13 protein-coding genes are annotated in these 17524 nt (G+C 66.6%); 8 read left to right on the forward strand and 5 right to left on the reverse strand.

What is annotated here, in order from left to right:
• Positions 1–29: 29 nt before the first annotated feature.
• Positions 30–1421 carry an FAD-binding oxidoreductase gene (locus tag E3O06_RS09835; RefSeq protein WP_134503210.1) on the reverse strand — a complete coding sequence of 464 codons (1392 nt, stop codon included), beginning with the start codon at positions 1419–1421 and terminating at the stop codon, positions 30–32.
• A 140-nt stretch (positions 1422–1561) separates the two neighbouring features.
• Here E3O06_RS09835 and E3O06_RS09840 point away from each other — a divergent pair, with 140 nt between their 5' ends.
• Together E3O06_RS09840 and E3O06_RS09845 are read left to right on the forward strand one after the other, a co-directional pair.
• Entirely contained in the window at positions 1562–3073 is a 1512-nt protein-coding gene (locus E3O06_RS09840; RefSeq protein WP_134503354.1) for a DNA-3-methyladenine glycosylase 2, read from the forward strand.
• Positions 3070–3945 (forward strand): fumarylacetoacetate hydrolase family protein, encoded by an 876-nt coding sequence (locus E3O06_RS09845; protein ID WP_134503211.1) that lies wholly within the window; start codon positions 3070–3072, stop codon positions 3943–3945. The genes E3O06_RS09840 and E3O06_RS09845 overlap by 4 nt, the downstream gene beginning before the upstream one ends.
• 10 nt (positions 3946–3955) lie before the next feature.
• On the opposite strand, the gene E3O06_RS09850 is transcribed toward E3O06_RS09845, so the two are convergent.
• Positions 3956–5500, reverse strand: a complete 1545-nt coding sequence (locus E3O06_RS09850) for an amino acid permease (RefSeq protein ID WP_134503212.1) — start codon at positions 5498–5500, stop codon at positions 3956–3958.
• Positions 5501–5758: 258 nt separating this feature from the next.
• Here E3O06_RS09850 and E3O06_RS09855 point away from each other — a divergent pair, with 258 nt between their 5' ends.
• From E3O06_RS09855 to E3O06_RS09875, 5 genes are read left to right on the forward strand one after another with little or no spacing between them, the layout of a single operon-like run.
• Positions 5759–7147, forward strand: coding sequence for a glutamine synthetase family protein (locus E3O06_RS09855; RefSeq protein WP_134503213.1), 1389 nt, complete (start codon positions 5759–5761; stop codon positions 7145–7147).
• On the forward strand, positions 7128–7997 hold the full coding sequence (locus E3O06_RS09860; protein ID WP_241980051.1) for a gamma-glutamyl-gamma-aminobutyrate hydrolase family protein: 870 nt from the start codon (positions 7128–7130) through the stop codon (positions 7995–7997). The genes E3O06_RS09855 and E3O06_RS09860 overlap by 20 nt, the downstream gene beginning before the upstream one ends.
• Complete coding sequence (locus E3O06_RS09865; protein WP_134503214.1) at positions 7994–9355, forward strand: aldehyde dehydrogenase family protein; 1362 nt, start codon at positions 7994–7996, stop codon at positions 9353–9355. Before E3O06_RS09860 ends, E3O06_RS09865 begins: the two co-directional genes overlap by 4 nt.
• Before the next feature lie 21 nt (positions 9356–9376).
• The gene (locus E3O06_RS09870; protein WP_241980053.1) at positions 9377–10165 is read left to right on the forward strand and encodes a 3-oxoacyl-ACP reductase; all 789 of its coding nucleotides are present in this window, start codon (positions 9377–9379) and stop codon (positions 10163–10165) included.
• Positions 10149–10913, forward strand: coding sequence for a FadR/GntR family transcriptional regulator (locus E3O06_RS09875; RefSeq protein WP_134503215.1), 765 nt, complete (start codon positions 10149–10151; stop codon positions 10911–10913). The genes E3O06_RS09870 and E3O06_RS09875 overlap by 17 nt, the downstream gene beginning before the upstream one ends.
• A gap of 75 nt (positions 10914–10988) precedes the next feature.
• Here E3O06_RS09875 and E3O06_RS09880 read toward each other — a convergent pair whose 3' ends face one another.
• Positions 10989–12416, reverse strand: coding sequence for an NCS2 family permease (locus E3O06_RS09880; protein ID WP_255453612.1), 1428 nt, complete (start codon positions 12414–12416; stop codon positions 10989–10991).
• 117 nt (positions 12417–12533) lie between these two features.
• Entirely contained in the window at positions 12534–14099 is a 1566-nt protein-coding gene (locus tag E3O06_RS09885) for a carboxylesterase/lipase family protein (RefSeq protein ID WP_134503217.1), read from the reverse strand.
• A gap of 119 nt (positions 14100–14218) precedes the next feature.
• Here E3O06_RS09885 and E3O06_RS09890 point away from each other — a divergent pair, with 119 nt between their 5' ends.
• The gene (locus tag E3O06_RS09890; RefSeq protein ID WP_134503218.1) at positions 14219–15496 is read left to right on the forward strand and encodes a uracil-xanthine permease family protein; all 1278 of its coding nucleotides are present in this window, start codon (positions 14219–14221) and stop codon (positions 15494–15496) included.
• Positions 15497–15615: 119 nt separating this feature from the next.
• Here E3O06_RS09890 and E3O06_RS09895 read toward each other — a convergent pair whose 3' ends face one another.
• Positions 15616–17484, reverse strand: coding sequence for an HNH endonuclease signature motif containing protein (locus E3O06_RS09895; protein ID WP_134503219.1), 1869 nt, complete (start codon positions 17482–17484; stop codon positions 15616–15618).
• Positions 17485–17524 lie beyond the last annotated feature (40 nt).

Below are 17524 nucleotides of genomic sequence, written 5' to 3' on the forward strand. Positions count from 1 at the left end.
CGGGGCGGGCGGCTCGGTCGTCCAACGAATCAGGCGTCGAACATAGTGCCGGGGTTCAGCAGGCCCAGCGGGTCGAAGACCGCTTTGAGCTGGCGTTGCAAGACGAGGCTCGTGTCACCGATCTCGTCCCGCAGCCAGCGACGCTTCAGCACGCCGACGCCGTGTTCGCCGGTGAGCGTGCCGCCGAGAGAGAGGGCTGCCTGGAACATCTCGTCGGCGGCGGCCCAGATCTCGTCTGGCACCGCGGCATCCGCTGCCTCACCCGGCCTGCGGGTGATCACGAAGTTCGGGTGCAGGTTGCCGTCGCCGGCGTGAGCGACCGTGGGGATGGAAATGCCGGTGCGGGCGCTGATCGAGGCGATCGCATCGAACATCTCGGCCATGCGCGAGCGGGGCACCGACACGTCTTCGATGAGCACCTGGCCCAGCTGCTCGAGGGCCGGGTGCATGGCCCGGCGGATGGCCAGCAGCCGGTCACCGGAGGCAGCATCCGTTGAGAGGGTGGCTTCGCCGCCGGCTTGGCGCAGCACGATGAGAGCAGCCTCGGCTTCGGCGAGCGCCGCCGGCCCGTCGGTCTGCACGAGCAGGAACGCGCCGCGGCTGAGCGGCAACCCGGCCGACCCCTCAGGGCCGAGGTAGGTCGCCACGTGCCCCAGGGCGACCGGGTCGATCAGTTCCATGACGGCGGGGCGGATGCGTGCGGCCGTGATGGCCGCGCTGGCCGCGGCCGCCGCCGTGACCGTGTCGAAAACGGCGCCGATCGTGGCGATCGTCCCCTCGGTGAGCGCCCGCACTCGCACGGTCGCCTCGACGATGACGCCGAGAGTTCCCTCGGAGCCGGTGAGCAGCGCGGTCAGATCGTAACCGGTGACGCCCTTGACGGTGCGATGCCCGGTGCGCAGCAGGCTGCCGTCGGCGAGCACGACGGTCAGGCCGAGAACCGCCTCCCGGGTGACCCCGTACTTCGCGCAGAGCAGCCCGCCGGCGTTGGTGGCGATGTTGCCGCCGACGGTGGAGATGGCCTTGCTGGCCGGGTCAGGGGCGAACCACAGGTTCTGCCGCGCGAGGGCGTCGTTGAGGTCCTGGTTGATGACGCCGGCTTCGACGACGGCGAGTTCGTCGTCGGGGTTGATCTCGAGGATGCGGGTCAGTCCGGCCACGCTCAGCACGATGGATCCGTCGGTGCCGCAGGCTCCGCCGGACAGGCCGGTTCCGGCGCCGCGGGTGACCACGGGGACCCGGAATTCGGTCGCGATGCGCAGCACGGCCTGAACATTATCGACCGTCGTGGCGCGCACGATGGCGAGCGGCGTGCCGTCGGCGACCCAGCCGGACTTGTCGGTGCGGTGGGCCACGAGGTCGAGGGGGTCGACGCTGACGATCGCGCCGAGCTCGGACTGGAGGCGCCTCAGTGCGTTCATCGTCCCAGCCTATCGAGCCGCTCCATGTCTGATTTCCGCTACCGCCCCGTGGCCGGGCGTGGCAGGCTCGGAGGGTGACCACTTCATCCGTCCCCGCAGCCAGGCATGGCGACCCGGATTTCGCCGAACGCTATCGCATCATGTGCTCGCGGGACACCCGGTTCGATGGCCAGTTCATCACCGGCGTGCACACGACCGGCATCTACTGCCGGCCGAGCTGCCCGGCGACGACGCCCCAACCCGGCAACGTGACGTTCTACCTGACCGCGGCGGCCGCCCACGAGGCCGGGCTGCGGGCCTGCAAACGCTGCCTTCCCGATGCCGTGCCCGGCTCACCGGCCTGGAACATACGAGACGACCTCGCCGCCCGCTCGATGCGACTCATCTCGGACGGCGTCGTCGAACGTGACGGTGTGACGGGGCTCGCCGCCCGCCTCGGCTACACGCCCCGGCACCTGACCCGGGTGCTCGTGGCCGAGCTGGGTGCCGGTCCGCTCGCCCTCGCCCGGGCGCACCGAGCCCAGACCGCGCGCCTGTTGCTGCTCGGCACCGACCTGCCGATCACCGACGTGGCCTTCGCCGCCGGCTTCGGCAGTGTTCGCCAATTCAACGACACCGTCGCGGCCGTCTACGAACGCACCCCGTCCCAAGTCCGCTCCAGTCGCCGCTCCGCGCCCGAGAAGGCCTCCCCCGGAATCGCCGAAACGAGGATCATGCTGCAGCTGCCGGCTCGAACGCCGTTCGACGGCGCCGGCGTGCTGCGTTTTCTCGGAACGCGGGCGCTGCCCGGTGTCGAAATGGCCACGGAGACGAGCTACGCCCGCACGGTGCGGCTGCCGCACGGCACGGGCACAGTAAAGGTGACCCTGTCGGGAACGGATGCTGCCCCCGCGCTGGCCTGCAGCATCCGCTTGGCGCACCTCACCGACCTGGCACCGCTGGTGAGCCGGATCCGCCGGTTGTTCGACCTCGATGCCGACGCCCAGGCGATCGACCGCCACCTGGCCGCAGACCCGGCGCTGGGCGCCTCGATCGCGCAGATCCCCGGCATTCGCGTTCCGGGCAGCATGGACGCCGAAGAGACCCTGTTCCGGGCGCTGATCGGGCAGCAGGTGTCGGTCGCTGCGGCCCGAACCGCGCTGACCAGGCTGATCGACGCACTCGGCGACCGACTGCCCGGTCCCGAGCTGCGGCTGCTGTTCCCCACCGCGGCGCAGATCGCCGTTGGCGGGCGCGCGGTGTTACGGGGGCCGGGCGCTCGCATCGAGACCATTTTGAGGGTGGCGCAGGCGCTGGCTTCGGGCGATCTGACGCTGTCCCCCGGGCAGACCCGCGAAGAATTGGAAGGGAGTCTCATCGCGCTGCCCGGAATCGGACCGTGGACGGCCGGGTATGTGGCTATGCGGGTGCTCGGCAGCCCCGACATCCTGCTGACCAGCGATCTTGCACTGCGGCAGGGTGCCGGCCGGCTCGGCCTTGCGGCGGAACCGCGCTCCCTTGCTGCGCGCGGGACGGACTGGGCGCCGTGGCGCAGTTACGCCGGAATGCACCTGTGGCGCGCTGCTTCCCCGGTATCCTCCAACCAGACCCACCGAGGGTTGGAGCACCCCACAGCGCAACCCGCAGGCGAGGCCTTTAAGCTAGAAGAGTGAAATTTGCGCATTTGAGAGTTGACGGCTCCTCCGTTCCCCGATTGGCCGTGATCTTCGACGATGCGGCACTGTTCCTCGACGAGGTCATCGACGACGCCCCCCGCGACCTGCAGGACCTGCTGGAACAGGGCGACTCCGGGTACGAACGTATCCGCGCGGTCAGCCTCGACGCCGTCTCCAACGGGGCCGTACTAACCCCGGTCGACGAGCTGCGGCATTCCTCGGCGGTGCTGCGCCCGCCGCAGATCATCGCGATCGGCGCGAACTATGCTGCGCATTCCTCCGAGCTGAGCTTGCGACTCGAGTCCGCGGCGACCATTTTCTCGCTCTGGCCCAATTCCCTCACCGGGCACGGCTCGACGATCACTTGGCCGCGGGACCTCACCACCCAGGTCGACTACGAAGCCGAACTCGGCGTGATCATCGGTCGCCCAGCGCACAATGTGTCGGTCGCCAATGCCCTCGACTACGTCTTCGGATACACCGTCGTGAACGACATCACCGCACGCGACCTGCAGTTCTCCGAGGCGCAGTGGTCCCGTTGCAAGTCCTTCGACGGCTTCACCCCCACCGGTCCGCTCGTCGTCACCGCCGATGAGATCGGCGACCCGCAGAACCTGTGGCTGACCACCCACGTCGACGGTCGCATTCTGCAGGATGCCTCAAGCGGCGACATGGTGCGCACCGTCGCGGAGATCATCTCCTACCTGTCGAAAACCTCCACGCTGATGCCGGGAACCCTGATCTCCACGGGCAGCCCGGGCGGCGCCGGTTACAGCCGCAAGCCACCGATCTTTCTGCGCGAGGGCTCCACAGTGACCATCTCGATCGACAAGATCGGCATGCTCACGACGCACTGCCGCGAGATCTAGCCGCGCCCGATCAGAGTCGCGGGTCGTCCTTCCCGTCGCGAGCCAGCAGTTCATCCTCGACCGTGCCGCCGTAGCCATCCGCTTGCGGGTCTCGGTGCAACCCGCCCGAGACGGCGTATTCCTCCTCGGGCGAGAGGACCAGCCGTTTGCGCCCCCAAAAAGCAAAGGCCAGGAGCATCACCACGTAGACCACGGCGATGGCCGCAATCGCCGGCCGTGCCGGTTCGTTGATGAAGAATCCGAAGAAGATCGCCAGTGAGAGGATGCCGGCGATGACGGCACCGGGAACACCCCAGGGGCTGCGGTACGGGCGGGTCGCGTTCGGGAACTTCTTACGCAGCAGCACGAACGACACCATCTGCAGCACGTAGGCGATCACGGCGCCCCAGACAGCGATATTGAGCACGATGGCTCCGGCGACACCCCCGGCACCGCCGAGGGAATCGACCAGCACGAGTGCGACGAAACCGATGATCGCGCCCACGAGCAGGGCGATGGCCGGGGTCTGGCGTTTGCCGGTGAGCGACAGGAACTTCGGGTAGTAGCCGGCACGCGACAGCGAGTACATGTTGCGTCCGTAGGCGAACATGATCCCCTGCAGCGATGCCAGGAGCCCGATCAGCGCGAACAGGGCCAGCACCGCTGCGGCGCCGTCGCCGACGATTGCCCGGAACCCGTCAAGCAGCGGCTCGCCGGCCCCGGCGATCTCGGATGCTCCGACCACTCCGGTGTTGAGGAACAACACGAGCAAGCCGGTCACGATCAGCGTGGTCCGGGCGATAAGCCCGGCGCGTGGGATATCGCGAACCGGGTTGTGCGATTCCTCGGCGGCCAGCGGAAGTTCCTCGATGCCCAGGAAGAACCACATGGCGTACGGCAGCGCGAACAGGATCGGGATGATGCCGTGCGGCAGAAAGGCGCTTTGGCCGGCATCCGGTGTGATGTTGAAGAGATTGTCCCAGCTGAACAACCCGGAGAAAGCGGCCATTACCGAGAACACCAGCAGGATGGCGATGGAGATGATCGCAACGACGATGGCGAATTTGAAGGAGATGGCCGCCCCCGCAGCGTTGAGTGCGATGAAGGCGACGTACAGGATGAGCCACCACAGCCACGGCGGCAGGGAGACGCCGAGCAGTTCCTGCGTGATCCCGTCGGCGTAGGAAGCCGAGAAATACACGATGACGGCGGTGGTCGCGACGTACTCGATGGTCTCGGCGAGTCCCGTGACGAACCCACCCCAGGGCCCCATGGCCGCGCGGGCGAACGAGTAGGCGCCGCCGGTGTGCGGCATCGCGGCCGCCATCTCGCCGATGCTGAAGATCATTCCGTAGTACATGACGATGAGCAGCAGGAAGGCGACCAGCATTCCGCCGAAACCGGCGAAACCGATTCCAAAGTTCCAGCCCGAAAAGTCCCCGGAGATCACCGCTGCCACGGCCAGTCCCCACAGGCCCCAGATGCCCGCGCTGCGGGTGAGTCTGCGCTTCTCGAAGTAGCCGGCCTGCGCCGTGGTGTACTTCACGCCCGAAACTTTCAAGGTGTCTTTGGACATCTCAATTCCTTTGCGCTCGTCGCGCACCCGATGGCGATAGCCAGGCCGGGGCGCAATCGTTCAGTGCGGTTGCCACGATGCTAGGGCGTGAATGGTGCGGTGTATATACCTTTGAAGAAAATCACGGGCCCTATTCCGGGCGCTAGTCCCGCTCCCCAGCTGGCGAAGTGTGGTCTAATGGTTGAAAATTGCACGATTGACCCGCTCGACGCCCGAACCGCACCGACTTGACCGCACCGACTCAATGGCACCGACTCAATGGCACCGAGGAGAAGCTCAGTGAATACTCGATCCGGAAACCTCACCCTCGACGAATTGACCGCTCTGGTTTCCCACCGCGAGATCGACACGGTGATCGTCGCGTTCACCGACATGCAGGGCCGTCTCGTGGGTAAACGACTCTCTGCGCGGCTGTTCCTGGAGGATGCCGCCGCTCATGGGGCGGAATGCTGCAACTACCTTCTCGCCGTCGACGTTGAGATGAACACGGTCGACGGATATGCCACGTCGAGCTGGTCGCACGGGTATGGCGATATGGCGATGATCCCCGACCTCGACACGCTGCGTCTGGCCCCGTGGCTGCCCGGAACAGCGCTCGTCACCGCCGACCTGCACTGGCTTGATGAGAAGCCCGTGCTCGCCTCACCGCGCCAGATTTTACGCCGCCAACTGGACAGGCTGGCCGAACACGGTCTCACTCCGTTCTGTGCGACCGAGCTCGAGTTCATCGTCTTCGACGACGGGTACCGCGAGGCCTGGAAGAAGGGGTACCACGGCCTCACCCCGGCCAGCGACTACAACATCGATTACTCGCTGCTGGCATCCACTCGAATGGAACCTCTGCTGCGCGATATTCGCCTCGCCATGGACGGCGCGGGCATGTACTGCGAGGGGGTGAAGGGCGAGTGTAATCTCGGGCAGCAGGAGATCGGGTTTCGATATGCGACCGCCCTGGCCACCTGTGACAATCATTCCGTTTACAAGAGTGGGGCCAAGGAGATCGCCGACGCCCACGGCAAGAGCCTCACCTTCATGGCCAAATTCAATGAGCGCGAGGGCAACAGCTGCCACATCCACATCAGCTTGCAGGGGCCGGGCGGTGAACCGGTCTTTCACGACGCCCAGGCGGAGCACGGCATGTCGAAGCTGTTCCGACACTTCCTGGCCGGACAGCTTGCGATCATGCGAGAGCTGACCCTGTTCTCCGCCCCCAACATCAACTCGTATAAGCGTTACGTTCCGGGTAGTTTCGCGCCGACCGCGCTGGCCTGGGGGCTCGACAATCGCACCTGTGCACTGCGCGTCGTCGGGCACGGCCCGGCTCTGCGGGTCGAGAACCGGGTTCCCGGCGGTGATGTCAATCAATACCTGGCCGTCGCCGCCCTGATCGCGGCGGGCCTGTACGGCATCGAGCACGAACTCGAACTGGAGCCTGCCTTCCAGGGAAATGCCTACACCAGCGACGTGCCTCGAGTTCCGTCGTCCCTGCGCGAATCGGCCGAATTGTTCGCCGGTTCCGCCGTCGCGCGCGAGGCGTTCGGCAACGAGGTCGTGGAGCACTACCTGAACAACGCCCGCATCGAGGTCGACGCTTACGACGCCGCCGTGACCGACTGGGAGCGGGTGCGTGGCTTTGAACGACTCTGAGACTTTGAACGACCCTGAGACTTTCAACGACCCTGAGACTTTAAGCGACTCCGAGACCGGACCGGTGATCGGCCTGACCACCTATCTCGAACAAGCGCAGACCGGAGTGTGGGATGTGCCGGCCGCTATTCTGCCGCGGGTCTATTTCGACGCAATCACCAACGCCGGCGGCATCGCCGTGCTGCTGCCGCCCCAACCCGTGAACGCCGCTATCGCCAACCGGGTGCTCGACGGGCTCGACGCCCTGGTCATCACCGGCGGTAAAGACGTCGATCCGGCTCGCTACGGGCAGGCACCGCACCCCCAGACCGACCTGCCCCGACCCGATCGGGACGCCTGGGAAGAGGTACTGCTGCACCAGGCCATCGCCCGCGAACTGCCGTTCCTCGGCATCTGTCGGGGTGCGCAGATGCTCAACGTCGCCCTCGGCGGAAGTCTCCACCAGCATCTGCCCGACCTGGTCGGCGACACCACCTATCAAGCCGGTAACGGTGTGTTCAATGTCGTCGACGTTGGCATTGAACCAGACTCGACGCTCAGCGCGCTGCTGGGCGGCCAAACGCTTGTGCCCGCGGTGCCCGTGTACCACCACCAGTCCATCGACCGCGTAGCCGACGGACTGCGGGTGAGCGCCACAACGGATGCCGGCATCGTGCAGGCTGTGGAGCTGACGACCGTGCCGTTCGGGATGGCCGTGCAGTGGCATCCGGAGCAGTCGCCCGACGACCTTCGCCTCTTCACCGGACTGGTCACCGCCGCCCGCGACTATCGAGCGGCAGGCCCGCACCGGGCCAGGCCAGCAACGCATCCGGCACGACCTCACGCAGGGGCAAAAGAGGCAACAGTATGAGCAGCTACACCGTCATCAATCCGGCCGATGAATCGATCGGTGAGACCGTCGAGCACCTGGGCCGGGACGAAACCGACGAAGCGATCGCCCGCGCCGTCCTGGCCCAGAAGGTGTGGGCCGATGTAGCGCCCGCCGAAAAGGCCCGTGTCTTACGGCGATTCGCCGAGGCCGTTGACGCGGATCGGGAAAACCTGGCCGGAATCGAGGTGCGAAACTCGGGGCATCCGATCACGCAGGCGCGCTGGGAAGCCGGGCACGTACGTGACGTGCTCGACTATTACTCGGCAGCTCCCGAGCGCATGTTCGGGCAGCAGATCCCGGTCGCGGGCGGTATCGATCTCACCTTTCACGAGCCCCTCGGCGTTGTCGGCGTGATCACCCCGTGGAACTTTCCGATGACGATCGGCGCCTGGGGGTTCGCGCCGGCTCTCGCTGCCGGTAACGCCGTGGTTCTGAAGCCGGCGGAATGGACGCCGCTGTCGAGCATCCGTTTGGGAGAACTCGCCCTTGAGGCTGGGCTGCCGGAGGGACTGTTCCAGGTGCTGCCGGGGCGTGGTTCGGTCGTAGGTACCCGGTTTGTGACGCACCCCGACGTCCGCAAGGTCGTGTTCACGGGCTCGACCGCTGTCGGCAAGCAGATCATGGCCGGCTGCGCCGACCAGGTCAAGCGGGTGACACTCGAACTGGGCGGTAAGAGCGCCAACATTGTCTTCGCCGACGCCGACCTGGAACGCGCTGCCGCTGCAGCGCCGTCTGGCGTGTTCGAGAACGCGGGCCAGGATTGCTGCGCTCGAAGTCGCATTCTGGTGCAGGCCAGCGTGTTCGATCGGTTCATGGAGCTGCTCGAACCGGCCGTCGCCGCGGTGCGGGTCGGCGATCCGACCGACCCAGCCACCGAGATGGGGCCCCTGGTCTCCCGGCAGCATCACGCTGCCGTGTCGGCGTATCTGCCCGCAGATGCACCGGTCGCGTTTCGCGGGAGCGCTCCGACCGGTGCGGGGTTTTGGATCGCCCCGACCGTGCTCACGCCCGCCAGCCGTATCGACCGCTGCGTGACCGAGGAGATCTTCGGCCCGATCGTGACCGTGCTGCCCTTCGACGATGAGGCCGATGCCGTGCAGCTCGCCAACGACACCGACTACGGGTTGTCCGGCTCGATCTGGACCAGGGACGTCGGCCGGGCTATTCGCGTGGCCCGCGGCGTCGAGTCGGGCAATCTGTCGGTCAATTCGCACTCGTCGGTGCGCTACTCGACCCCTTTCGGCGGGTTCAAGCAGTCCGGACTCGGACGGGAATTGGGACCGGATGCCCCGCTGCATTTCACCGAGACCAAGAACGTTTTCATCGCGGTTGACTAGTCCCACATTGAAGGAGAACCTGTGAGCATCACTCCCATCGACCTGACCCAGCGCCTGGCCGGCAAGGTCGCCGTCATCACCGGCGGGGCCAGCGGTATCGGCCTGGCTACCGCCAAACGGTTCAAAGCCGAAGGAGCCACGGTCGTCATCGGTGACCTCGACGACAAGGCCGGCCAGGCGGCCGCAGTGCTGGTGGGCGGTCTCTTCGTCAAGGTCGACGTCACCGATCAGGACCAGGTGGATCACCTCTTCGACACCGCATTCGAGACCTATGGATCGGTGGACGTAGCCTTCAACAACGCGGGGATTTCTCCGCCGGATGACGACTCCATCGAGACGACCGAACTCCCCGCCTGGCAGAAGGTGCAGGACGTCAACCTCAAATCGGTGTACCTGTGCTGCCGCGCGGCCCTGCGCCATATGGTTCGACAGGGCAGCGGATCGATCATCAACACGGCCAGTTTCGTCGCCGTACTGGGCTCAGCGACCAGCCAGATCTCCTACACCGCGTCGAAGGGCGGAGTACTCGCGATGAGCCGGGAACTGGGCGTGCAGTTCGCCCGCCAGGGCATTCGGGTGAACGCACTCTGCCCGGGGCCGGTCCAAACGCCCCTGCTGCAGGAACTGTTTGCGAAGGATCCCGAGCGCGCGGCTCGGCGACTGGTGCACATTCCCGTCGGTCGCTTCGCCGAACCCGAGGAACTCGCTGCGGCCGTTGCTTTTCTGGCCAGTGACGACTCCTCTTTCATGACCGGCTCCACCTTTCTGGTGGACGGTGGCATCAGCTCGGCCTATGTCACGCCAGAATAGTGTTCCCCCACCGACGGCAGGGCTGAGCAGCGATCTGCTGCTGGGCCCGGTCTCGGGGACCAACACGTTCGAAGAGACGGTTCAACGGCTGCTGCAGACGGTGCGGCTGGGTCTGATCGCGCCGGGCGAGCGGCTGCCGGCTGAACGGGACCTTGCTGCGCAGTTGGGCGTCAGTCGCGACACGCTGCGAGAGGCGATCGGGTCGCTCGCCGGGGCCGGCTACCTGATTTCCAGGCGTGGGCGATATGGCGGAACCTTCGTCAGCGACGTGCTGCCCTCGCCGCCGGTGGTGGCGGCGGAAACCCCGGCCGGTGCCCCGCACCCGTCGATCACCGCCGAGGAGATCGATGATGTGCTCACCCTTCGGGACATTCTCGAGGTCGGAGCCGCGCGCACCGCCGCCGGCCGGGTGCTGTCCCCGCCGGAGCGTGAGTTGCTGTGGTCGAGCCTCGTGGCGGCCGCAGACGCCGGCGCCGACGAGTACCGCCGCGTCGATTCCCGCCTGCACCTCTATATCGGAGAGTTGGCCGGCTCCCCCTCGCTCGTGCCGCTCCTCGCCGACGTGCGCATGCGGCTCAACGAATTGCTCGATGCCATTCCCCTGCTGATGCCCAACATCGCCCATTCCAATAAGCAGCATGAACAGATCGTCATCGCGATTCTCACCGGTCGACCGGCTGCCGCAGCCGAGGCCATGCGGGAGCACCTGGGCGGTACCGCCCTGCTCCTGCGCGGCTTTCTCGAATAGGCCGGGGCTGAGCGGGCGAATCTCGAGGGCGCGAGCCGCGACATCCGCTCGCCGCGCCACTCACCGATCAGTGCCTCAGCCGATCAGTGCCTCGACCGGGCCTCGCACGAAGAACAGCACGAAACCGACCGCGACGACCCAGAGCAGCGGACTGATCTCGCGGCCCCTGCCTGACAGGCTGCGCACGAGCACCCAGCTGATGAACCCGGCGCCGATGCCATTGGCGATCGAGTAGGTCAGCGGCATGACGATGATGGTCAGGAAGATCGGCAGCGTGCTGGAGAATTCGGTGAAATCGAGGTGGCGAATCTGCGACACCATGAGCGCTCCGACGATCACGAGCGCGGCGGCAGCCACTTCGAGCGGCACGATCTGGGTCAGCGGGGTGAAGAACATGGCGGCCAGAAAGAGGATGCCGGTGATCACGTTGGCGGCGCCGGTGCGGGCGCCCTCACCGATTCCGGCCCCCGATTCGATGAATACGGTGTTCGAGGATGCACTCGTCGCACCGCCGGCGACGGCGCCGATGCCCTCCACGATCAGGGCCGATTTCAGTCGCGGAAACTTGCCGTCCTTGTCCGCGAGGCCGGCCTCACTGGCCAGGCCGGTCATCGTGCCCATGGCGTCGAAGAAGTTCGTGAAGACCAGGGTGAAGACGAGCATGACGGCGGCGAGCATACCGATGCGCTCGAACGCACCGAAGGAGACCTGGCCGATCAGGCCGAGGTCGGGCAGAGCCACCACGCTCGTGGGCAGCACCGGGGCGTTCAGATTCCAGCCGGCCGGGTTGGTGCCGAGCGAGGGGCCGACCTTGAAAATGGCTTCGAGGATGACGGCGATGACGGTGGTCGCGACGATGCCGATCAGCAGCGCGGCCTTGACCTTGCGAGCCAGGAGCACGCCGATGACGATGAGCCCGATGACGAAGACCGCGGTCGGCAGGGTGGCGATCGAGCCGGCATCGCCGAGCTGCACCGGCGGCGAGTTCGCGCCGCTAGCCCGCACGAAGCCGGAGTCGACGAGGCCGATGAACGCGATGAACAGGCCGATACCGACGGTGATGGCTATTTTCAGCTGGCGCGGGATGGCGTTGAAGATGAGTTCGCGCAGACCGGTCGAAGCGAGCAGCACGATGATGAGGCCGTTGATGACGACGAGGCCCATCGCTTCAGCCCAGGTGACCTGGCCGACGACGCTCACGGCGAGGAACGAGTTGATGCCCAGCCCGGCGGCGAAGCCATAGGGCAGGCGGGCGATGACGCCGAACAGAATCGTCATGACGCCGGCGGTCAGCGCGGTGACGGCGGCAACCTGTTCGTTGGGCAGCCAGCCGCCCTCCACGTCGACGGCGGCCTGGTCGGCGCTGAACCCGCCGAGGATCAGCGGGTTGAGAATGACGATGTAGGCCATCGTGACAAAGGTGACCACTCCGCCGCGAAATTCTCGGGACCAGGTGGAGCCGCGGCTGGTGATCTCGAAGTACGAGTCGACGCGGGCTTTCAAGCCACGTGCTGCCGGCTGCGGCGAGGCCGCTTGAGTAGGTGTTACGGTGCTGCTGATGGTGTGCTCCCGGTGCCGTGGCGTTCAACGCAAGCTTCCAGTCTACGACCGCACCGCTTCTCACACGTGCGGCACGAAACGTCCCCAGGCCAGGCGTCGTTCCCGATGAGGGTCGGCTTCCACGTGGTCGCTTTGGTCGATGATGAGCGTCTCGCGGGTGGTCTCGTCGTACCGCGGCCACGTGGCCGATGGCATGCCGCCGGCGACGAAGCCGAGCCACCAACCCTGCATCCGGGTGCCGATGTTTTGAAAGGCGCGCCGTCCGCCGAGCGCTGTCATGCCGCGGCCGAACCAGCCGTCGAGCCGGTCGAACAGAGGAAACAATTCGAGGCCGTGGGTGGCGTCCAGGCCCATCAGCCGCAGCAGCCGCGGCGCGGCATCGAAGCGGTAGAAGTACACCGGGGCGTAGCGGGAATGACGTTCACCGACCTTCACGCTTGGGTACCAGAAGGAGTAATCACCGCCGAAATCGAGCGCGGCCCGCAGCGCCGGAATTCCCGGATACTGCGCTTTGAGGGCTTTTTTCGCCTTCTTCTTGGTGTTCTTGAAAATGGCGCGGATCCGCGGGGGCGTCGTGGCGAGGATGTCGATGCGCCCGCTGAACAGTGAGCCCTCCCGCGCGTTGGTACCGATGATCAGCGGGATGCGCGCGGCCCGGCCGTCCCGAAAGGCATCGAGCGGCCGCTCGGGCAGAAAAACACCGTCGATGACCGGGCAGAGCGGAATCGTGCCCGGGTCCTGGTCGGGCGTGCGCATGGTCAGCGCCGTCGTCGCTGCGGCGAGCCTGACCGGGTCGGTCGTGAGCAGCAGACGGGCCGCGTCGGCGTCACTGTACGGGCCGGGGCCGTCGTTGAGGCTGTCGACGAACTCGCCCGCCCAACGCGCGGTGAGGTCACTCGGATAGACCGCGTTGGGCGGTGCGCTCTGCGCGATCGCCCGCTGGAACAGGCCGGCCGCGCTCGGCACGGTCATCAGGGTGGTGACCGCGTTGCCGCCGGCTGACTCACCGAACAGGGTGACGGCATCCGGGTCACCGCCGAAGGCGCGAATGTTGTCGCGCACCCATTGCAAGGCGGCGACCTGGTCGCGCAGCCCCAGATTGCTCTCGAACGGATGCTCCGGCGTGGCATATCGGGAAAAGTCCAGGTAGCCGAGGGCCCCCAGTCGGTAGTTGAGGCTGACGTAGACGATGCCGCCCCGCCGCACGAGCCCCTCGCCCTGGCGTGGAACCTCGCGGCTGGAGCCGACGCTGTAGGCACCGCCGTGGATGAATACCATCACCGGGCGGAGGGCATCCTGTAGCTGCGCGCCAGCGCGCATCCGCTCGTCAGGGGTGATCACGTTGAGGTTGAGGCAGTCTTCCCCCTGCGGAATGCGCGGGTGAGCTCCACGAAACTGGCCCTTATGACTCTGCGGAGCGATCGGGCCCCACTCACTCGCATCACGCACCCCGCTCCACGCGGTCGCCGGCTGCGGCGCACGAAAACGCCGATCGCCAACCGGAGCGGCCGCATAGGGGATGCCCCGCCAGACGAGTACGCCGCGCTCGCGCACCCCGCGCAGCAGTCCGGTGGACACGCGCACCTCGAGACCCGCCTCGGTGGTGGGATCAGCGAGTTGACTCATGAGCCCGAGTCTATTCCGCCAGACTGTACAAGCGGTGCTGCACGAGCCTGCCTGCTCGGCACGCTGTCAGCGGCGACTACGCTCGAATCAGATAACGCAACAGAGGAAACGAGAACGACATGGCACTGCCCTGGACCCTGCACGGCGATGGAAAAACGGTCGGGGCGCAGGAGGTCGTCGGTCCTGGCGAACGATTGAGCTGGCCGCTGACCATCGGAATCGGCTCCCAGCACGTCGTCGCCATGTTCGGCGCGACGTTTCTGGTACCGCTGCTCACCGACTTTCCGCCGAGCACGACCCTGCTGTTCTCCGGCGTCGGAACCCTGCTGTTTCTGCTGATCACCGGCAATAAGCTGCCGAGCTATCTTGGCTCGTCGTTCGCGTTCATCGCGCCGATCACCGCGGCAACGACCTCGGCCGGTATGGGCAGCGCCCTGTTCGGCATCCTGGCCGTCGGCGTGCTGCTCGCCCTGGTCGGCGTCATCGTGCAGCTCACCGGTACCGGCTGGATCGACCGGCTCATGCCGCCGATCGTATCGGGTGCCATCGTCGCCCTGATCGGCTTCAACCTTGCCCCGGTAGCCAAGGCCAACTTCGAGAAGGCACCACTCACGGCGCTCATCACACTCGTCGCCGTGATTTTGTGCACCATGCTGTTTCGCGGCATCCTCGGCCGGCTGTCGATTTTTCTCGGTGTGGTCGCGGGCTATATCGCGGCGGTCTTCTTCGGCGAGGTCGACTTCAGCCGGGTTGCCGAAGCCGCCTGGATCGGCCTGCCACCGTTCACCGCACCGGCCAACCCGTTTGAGAATCCGGCCGCAGTCTTCGGCGTGCTGCCTGCTTTTCTGCCGGTCGTGCTCGTGCTCATCGCCGAGAACGTCGGCCACATCAAGGGTGTAGCCCAGATGACGGATGCGAAGGTGAACCGACTCACCGGACGGGCCCTGCTCGCCGATGGCCTGGCCACCATGCTCGCCGGCTTCGGCGGCGGCAGCGGAACAACGACCTACGGCGAGAACATCGGTGTCATGGCGGCGACGCGCATCTATTCCACGGCGGCCTACTGGGTCGCCGGGATCGTCGCTATCCTGCTCGGTCTGTCCCCCAAGGTCGGTGCGATCATCTTCACGATCCCCGATGGTGTGCTCGGCGGCGTCACCACAGCGCTCTATGGGCTGATCGGTGTCATCGGCGTCAAGATCTGGCTCGACAACAAGGTCGACTTCTCGAAGCCGGTGAACCAGTTCACGGCCGCGACCGCGCTGGTCATCGGCATCGCCGACTTCACGCTCAATGCCGGAACGTTGAGCTTTAACGGCATCGCCCTCGGAACGGTCGCGGCCATCGCGATCTACCACCTGATGACCTGGCTAGGCCGCATCCGCAGGACCGCCTGACCCGCTCACTAAGCGGATGACCGCACCCCATTTGGCTCCATGCTACGCCGCTTACCGTAACGCGCACCCGCATCGGGGCGCTCAAACAGGAACCTGCGCGAACAGCGGAACGGTTCCGTCTAGATGCGGTCGTTGTCGAGTTGACGACACGGTTCCGGCTCATCCCCCTGTCGCTGGTCGCGCCCGGCGACGCCGTGCTGAGCTTGTCGACGCTGACTGCCTTCCGGAGATCCAATGCTTTCCACGTTGCCGGCCACGCGCGGGGTGACGGTCGGCGGTTCCGGCTCTGCCGGCAGCATGAGCGGGTTGTTGCTGGGCAGGGCGATCATGGTCTGGTCGGGGTCGATCTCAACCGGCGGTTGCAGCCAGTACTGGCCGCCTCGGAGAAGGATTTTCCAGTGCCGGTTGTGGAGCAACAGATGGTGCAGGGCGCAGAACAGAATCGCGTGGTCGATATTGGAAAGTCCCAGATTAGACCAGTTGTCGAGGTGGTGCGCTTCACTCCATGATGGTGGTTGGTCGCAGCCGGGCCAGCGGCATCCGCCGTCGCGCACGGCCAGGGCCTGGCGTTGTTCCCGGTTGAACAGGCGTTGGTCTCGTCCTACGTTCAGGGGTTGCCCGGCCTGGTTGAACAGAATGCCGAGGTAGCCGGTGTCGCACAGGTGTCGGGCAATCGTCTCCGCCGAGACGGGTGCCGGGTTGCCTTCGAGATAGCCGAACCCCCCGTTCGCCTTGGTGACCGGGACATTCACAATGGTTTGCGCACCCGTGGGCTGACCCGATTCGCTGTCCGGCAGTTTGTCGATCTTCCCGCCACTGGTGATCCCGGCGGTTTCATCAGCCCGAGAATTCTCCGGGGACCCGGCCGGCGTGGTGTCGGTGGCCTCGGCGTTCGCAATGGTCTCGGTGGTCTCGGTGGTCTCGGTGGTCTCGATGGTCTCGATGGTCTCGATGGTCTCGATGGTCTCGGTGGTCTCGGTGGTCTCGGTGGTCTCGGTGGTCTCGATGGTCTCGATGGTCTCGATGGTCTCGATGGTCTCGATGGTCTCGATGGTCTCGATGGTCTCGATGGTCTCGATGGTCTCAGTGGTCACGGTAGTCTCGGTAGTCGTCGTCGTGGCCGGGCCAGCGTCGGTGCCGATTCGCCCGTCGGGGGTCGCCGCGCTCGGGCCGGGGATCGTGGTGGGGCAGTCGTGTTCGGTGACGATGACGCGCACGACCGGGCGGCGGCCACCGAACAGGGTGTTCGGGTCGGCGTCGGCGCCGAGTTTGAGCAGCTGGGTGAAGGAGTCCGCGGCGATCTGATCCAGCGTGCGCGGATCGTCTTTCACGCTCTGCGCCCACGCCGCCCGCTCCGGGTCCACGAACCGTACCCCACCGCGGCGCGGGCTCGTCAGCGCATCGTACGTCGCGACCCACAGTTCACCCTGCTCCGGCGGCAGCAAAGCGTGCAGCGTCACCATGCCGTCGGCCCGCCGCCAGAGCGACCAGGTCGTGTCATCCCGGGCCTGCTTCTCCCGCGCCAGGATCCCCGCCGCATCCAGCTCGTCACGCGACCGGCGGGCTCGTTTGAACGCCTGCTCGGTGTTCATTCCCGGAGCCTCCGCCAGCAGCACCCTCAGCGCGGCGGCGAGCTTCTCGACGGTGATCGCCTGGTCCAGGGTGCCCAGGCCCCGCAGCAGGGCATCGCCCACACCAGGCGAGAACGTACCGGCAGAGACCGCGTGCACGATCGGCGCCTGCCACGGCACCACCACCTCGACCAGCGACGTCGGCACGATCAGCGGGATCGGCGGTGGCGGTGCCGCGACCGGTGGGACGACCGGGACGGCCGGCCTGACCGGGCGGGGCGCGGCCTCCGGCAGTGGCAGGTCGGGGTGTAGTTCGGCCCACGCTTCGGCCCGATCGGCCTCGCGTGCCTCCCACTGGGCGGCTTCCCAGTCGGCTTGCCGCTGCGCCTGCGCCGCGGCGAGAGCCGCAGCCTCCACGGCCGCAGCAGCGGCGGCCGCAGCCGCCGCCTGNGGCGAG

It is taken from the genome of Cryobacterium glaciale, assembly GCF_004402535.1.
Taxonomy (GTDB): domain Bacteria; phylum Actinomycetota; class Actinomycetes; order Actinomycetales; family Microbacteriaceae; genus Cryobacterium; species Cryobacterium glaciale.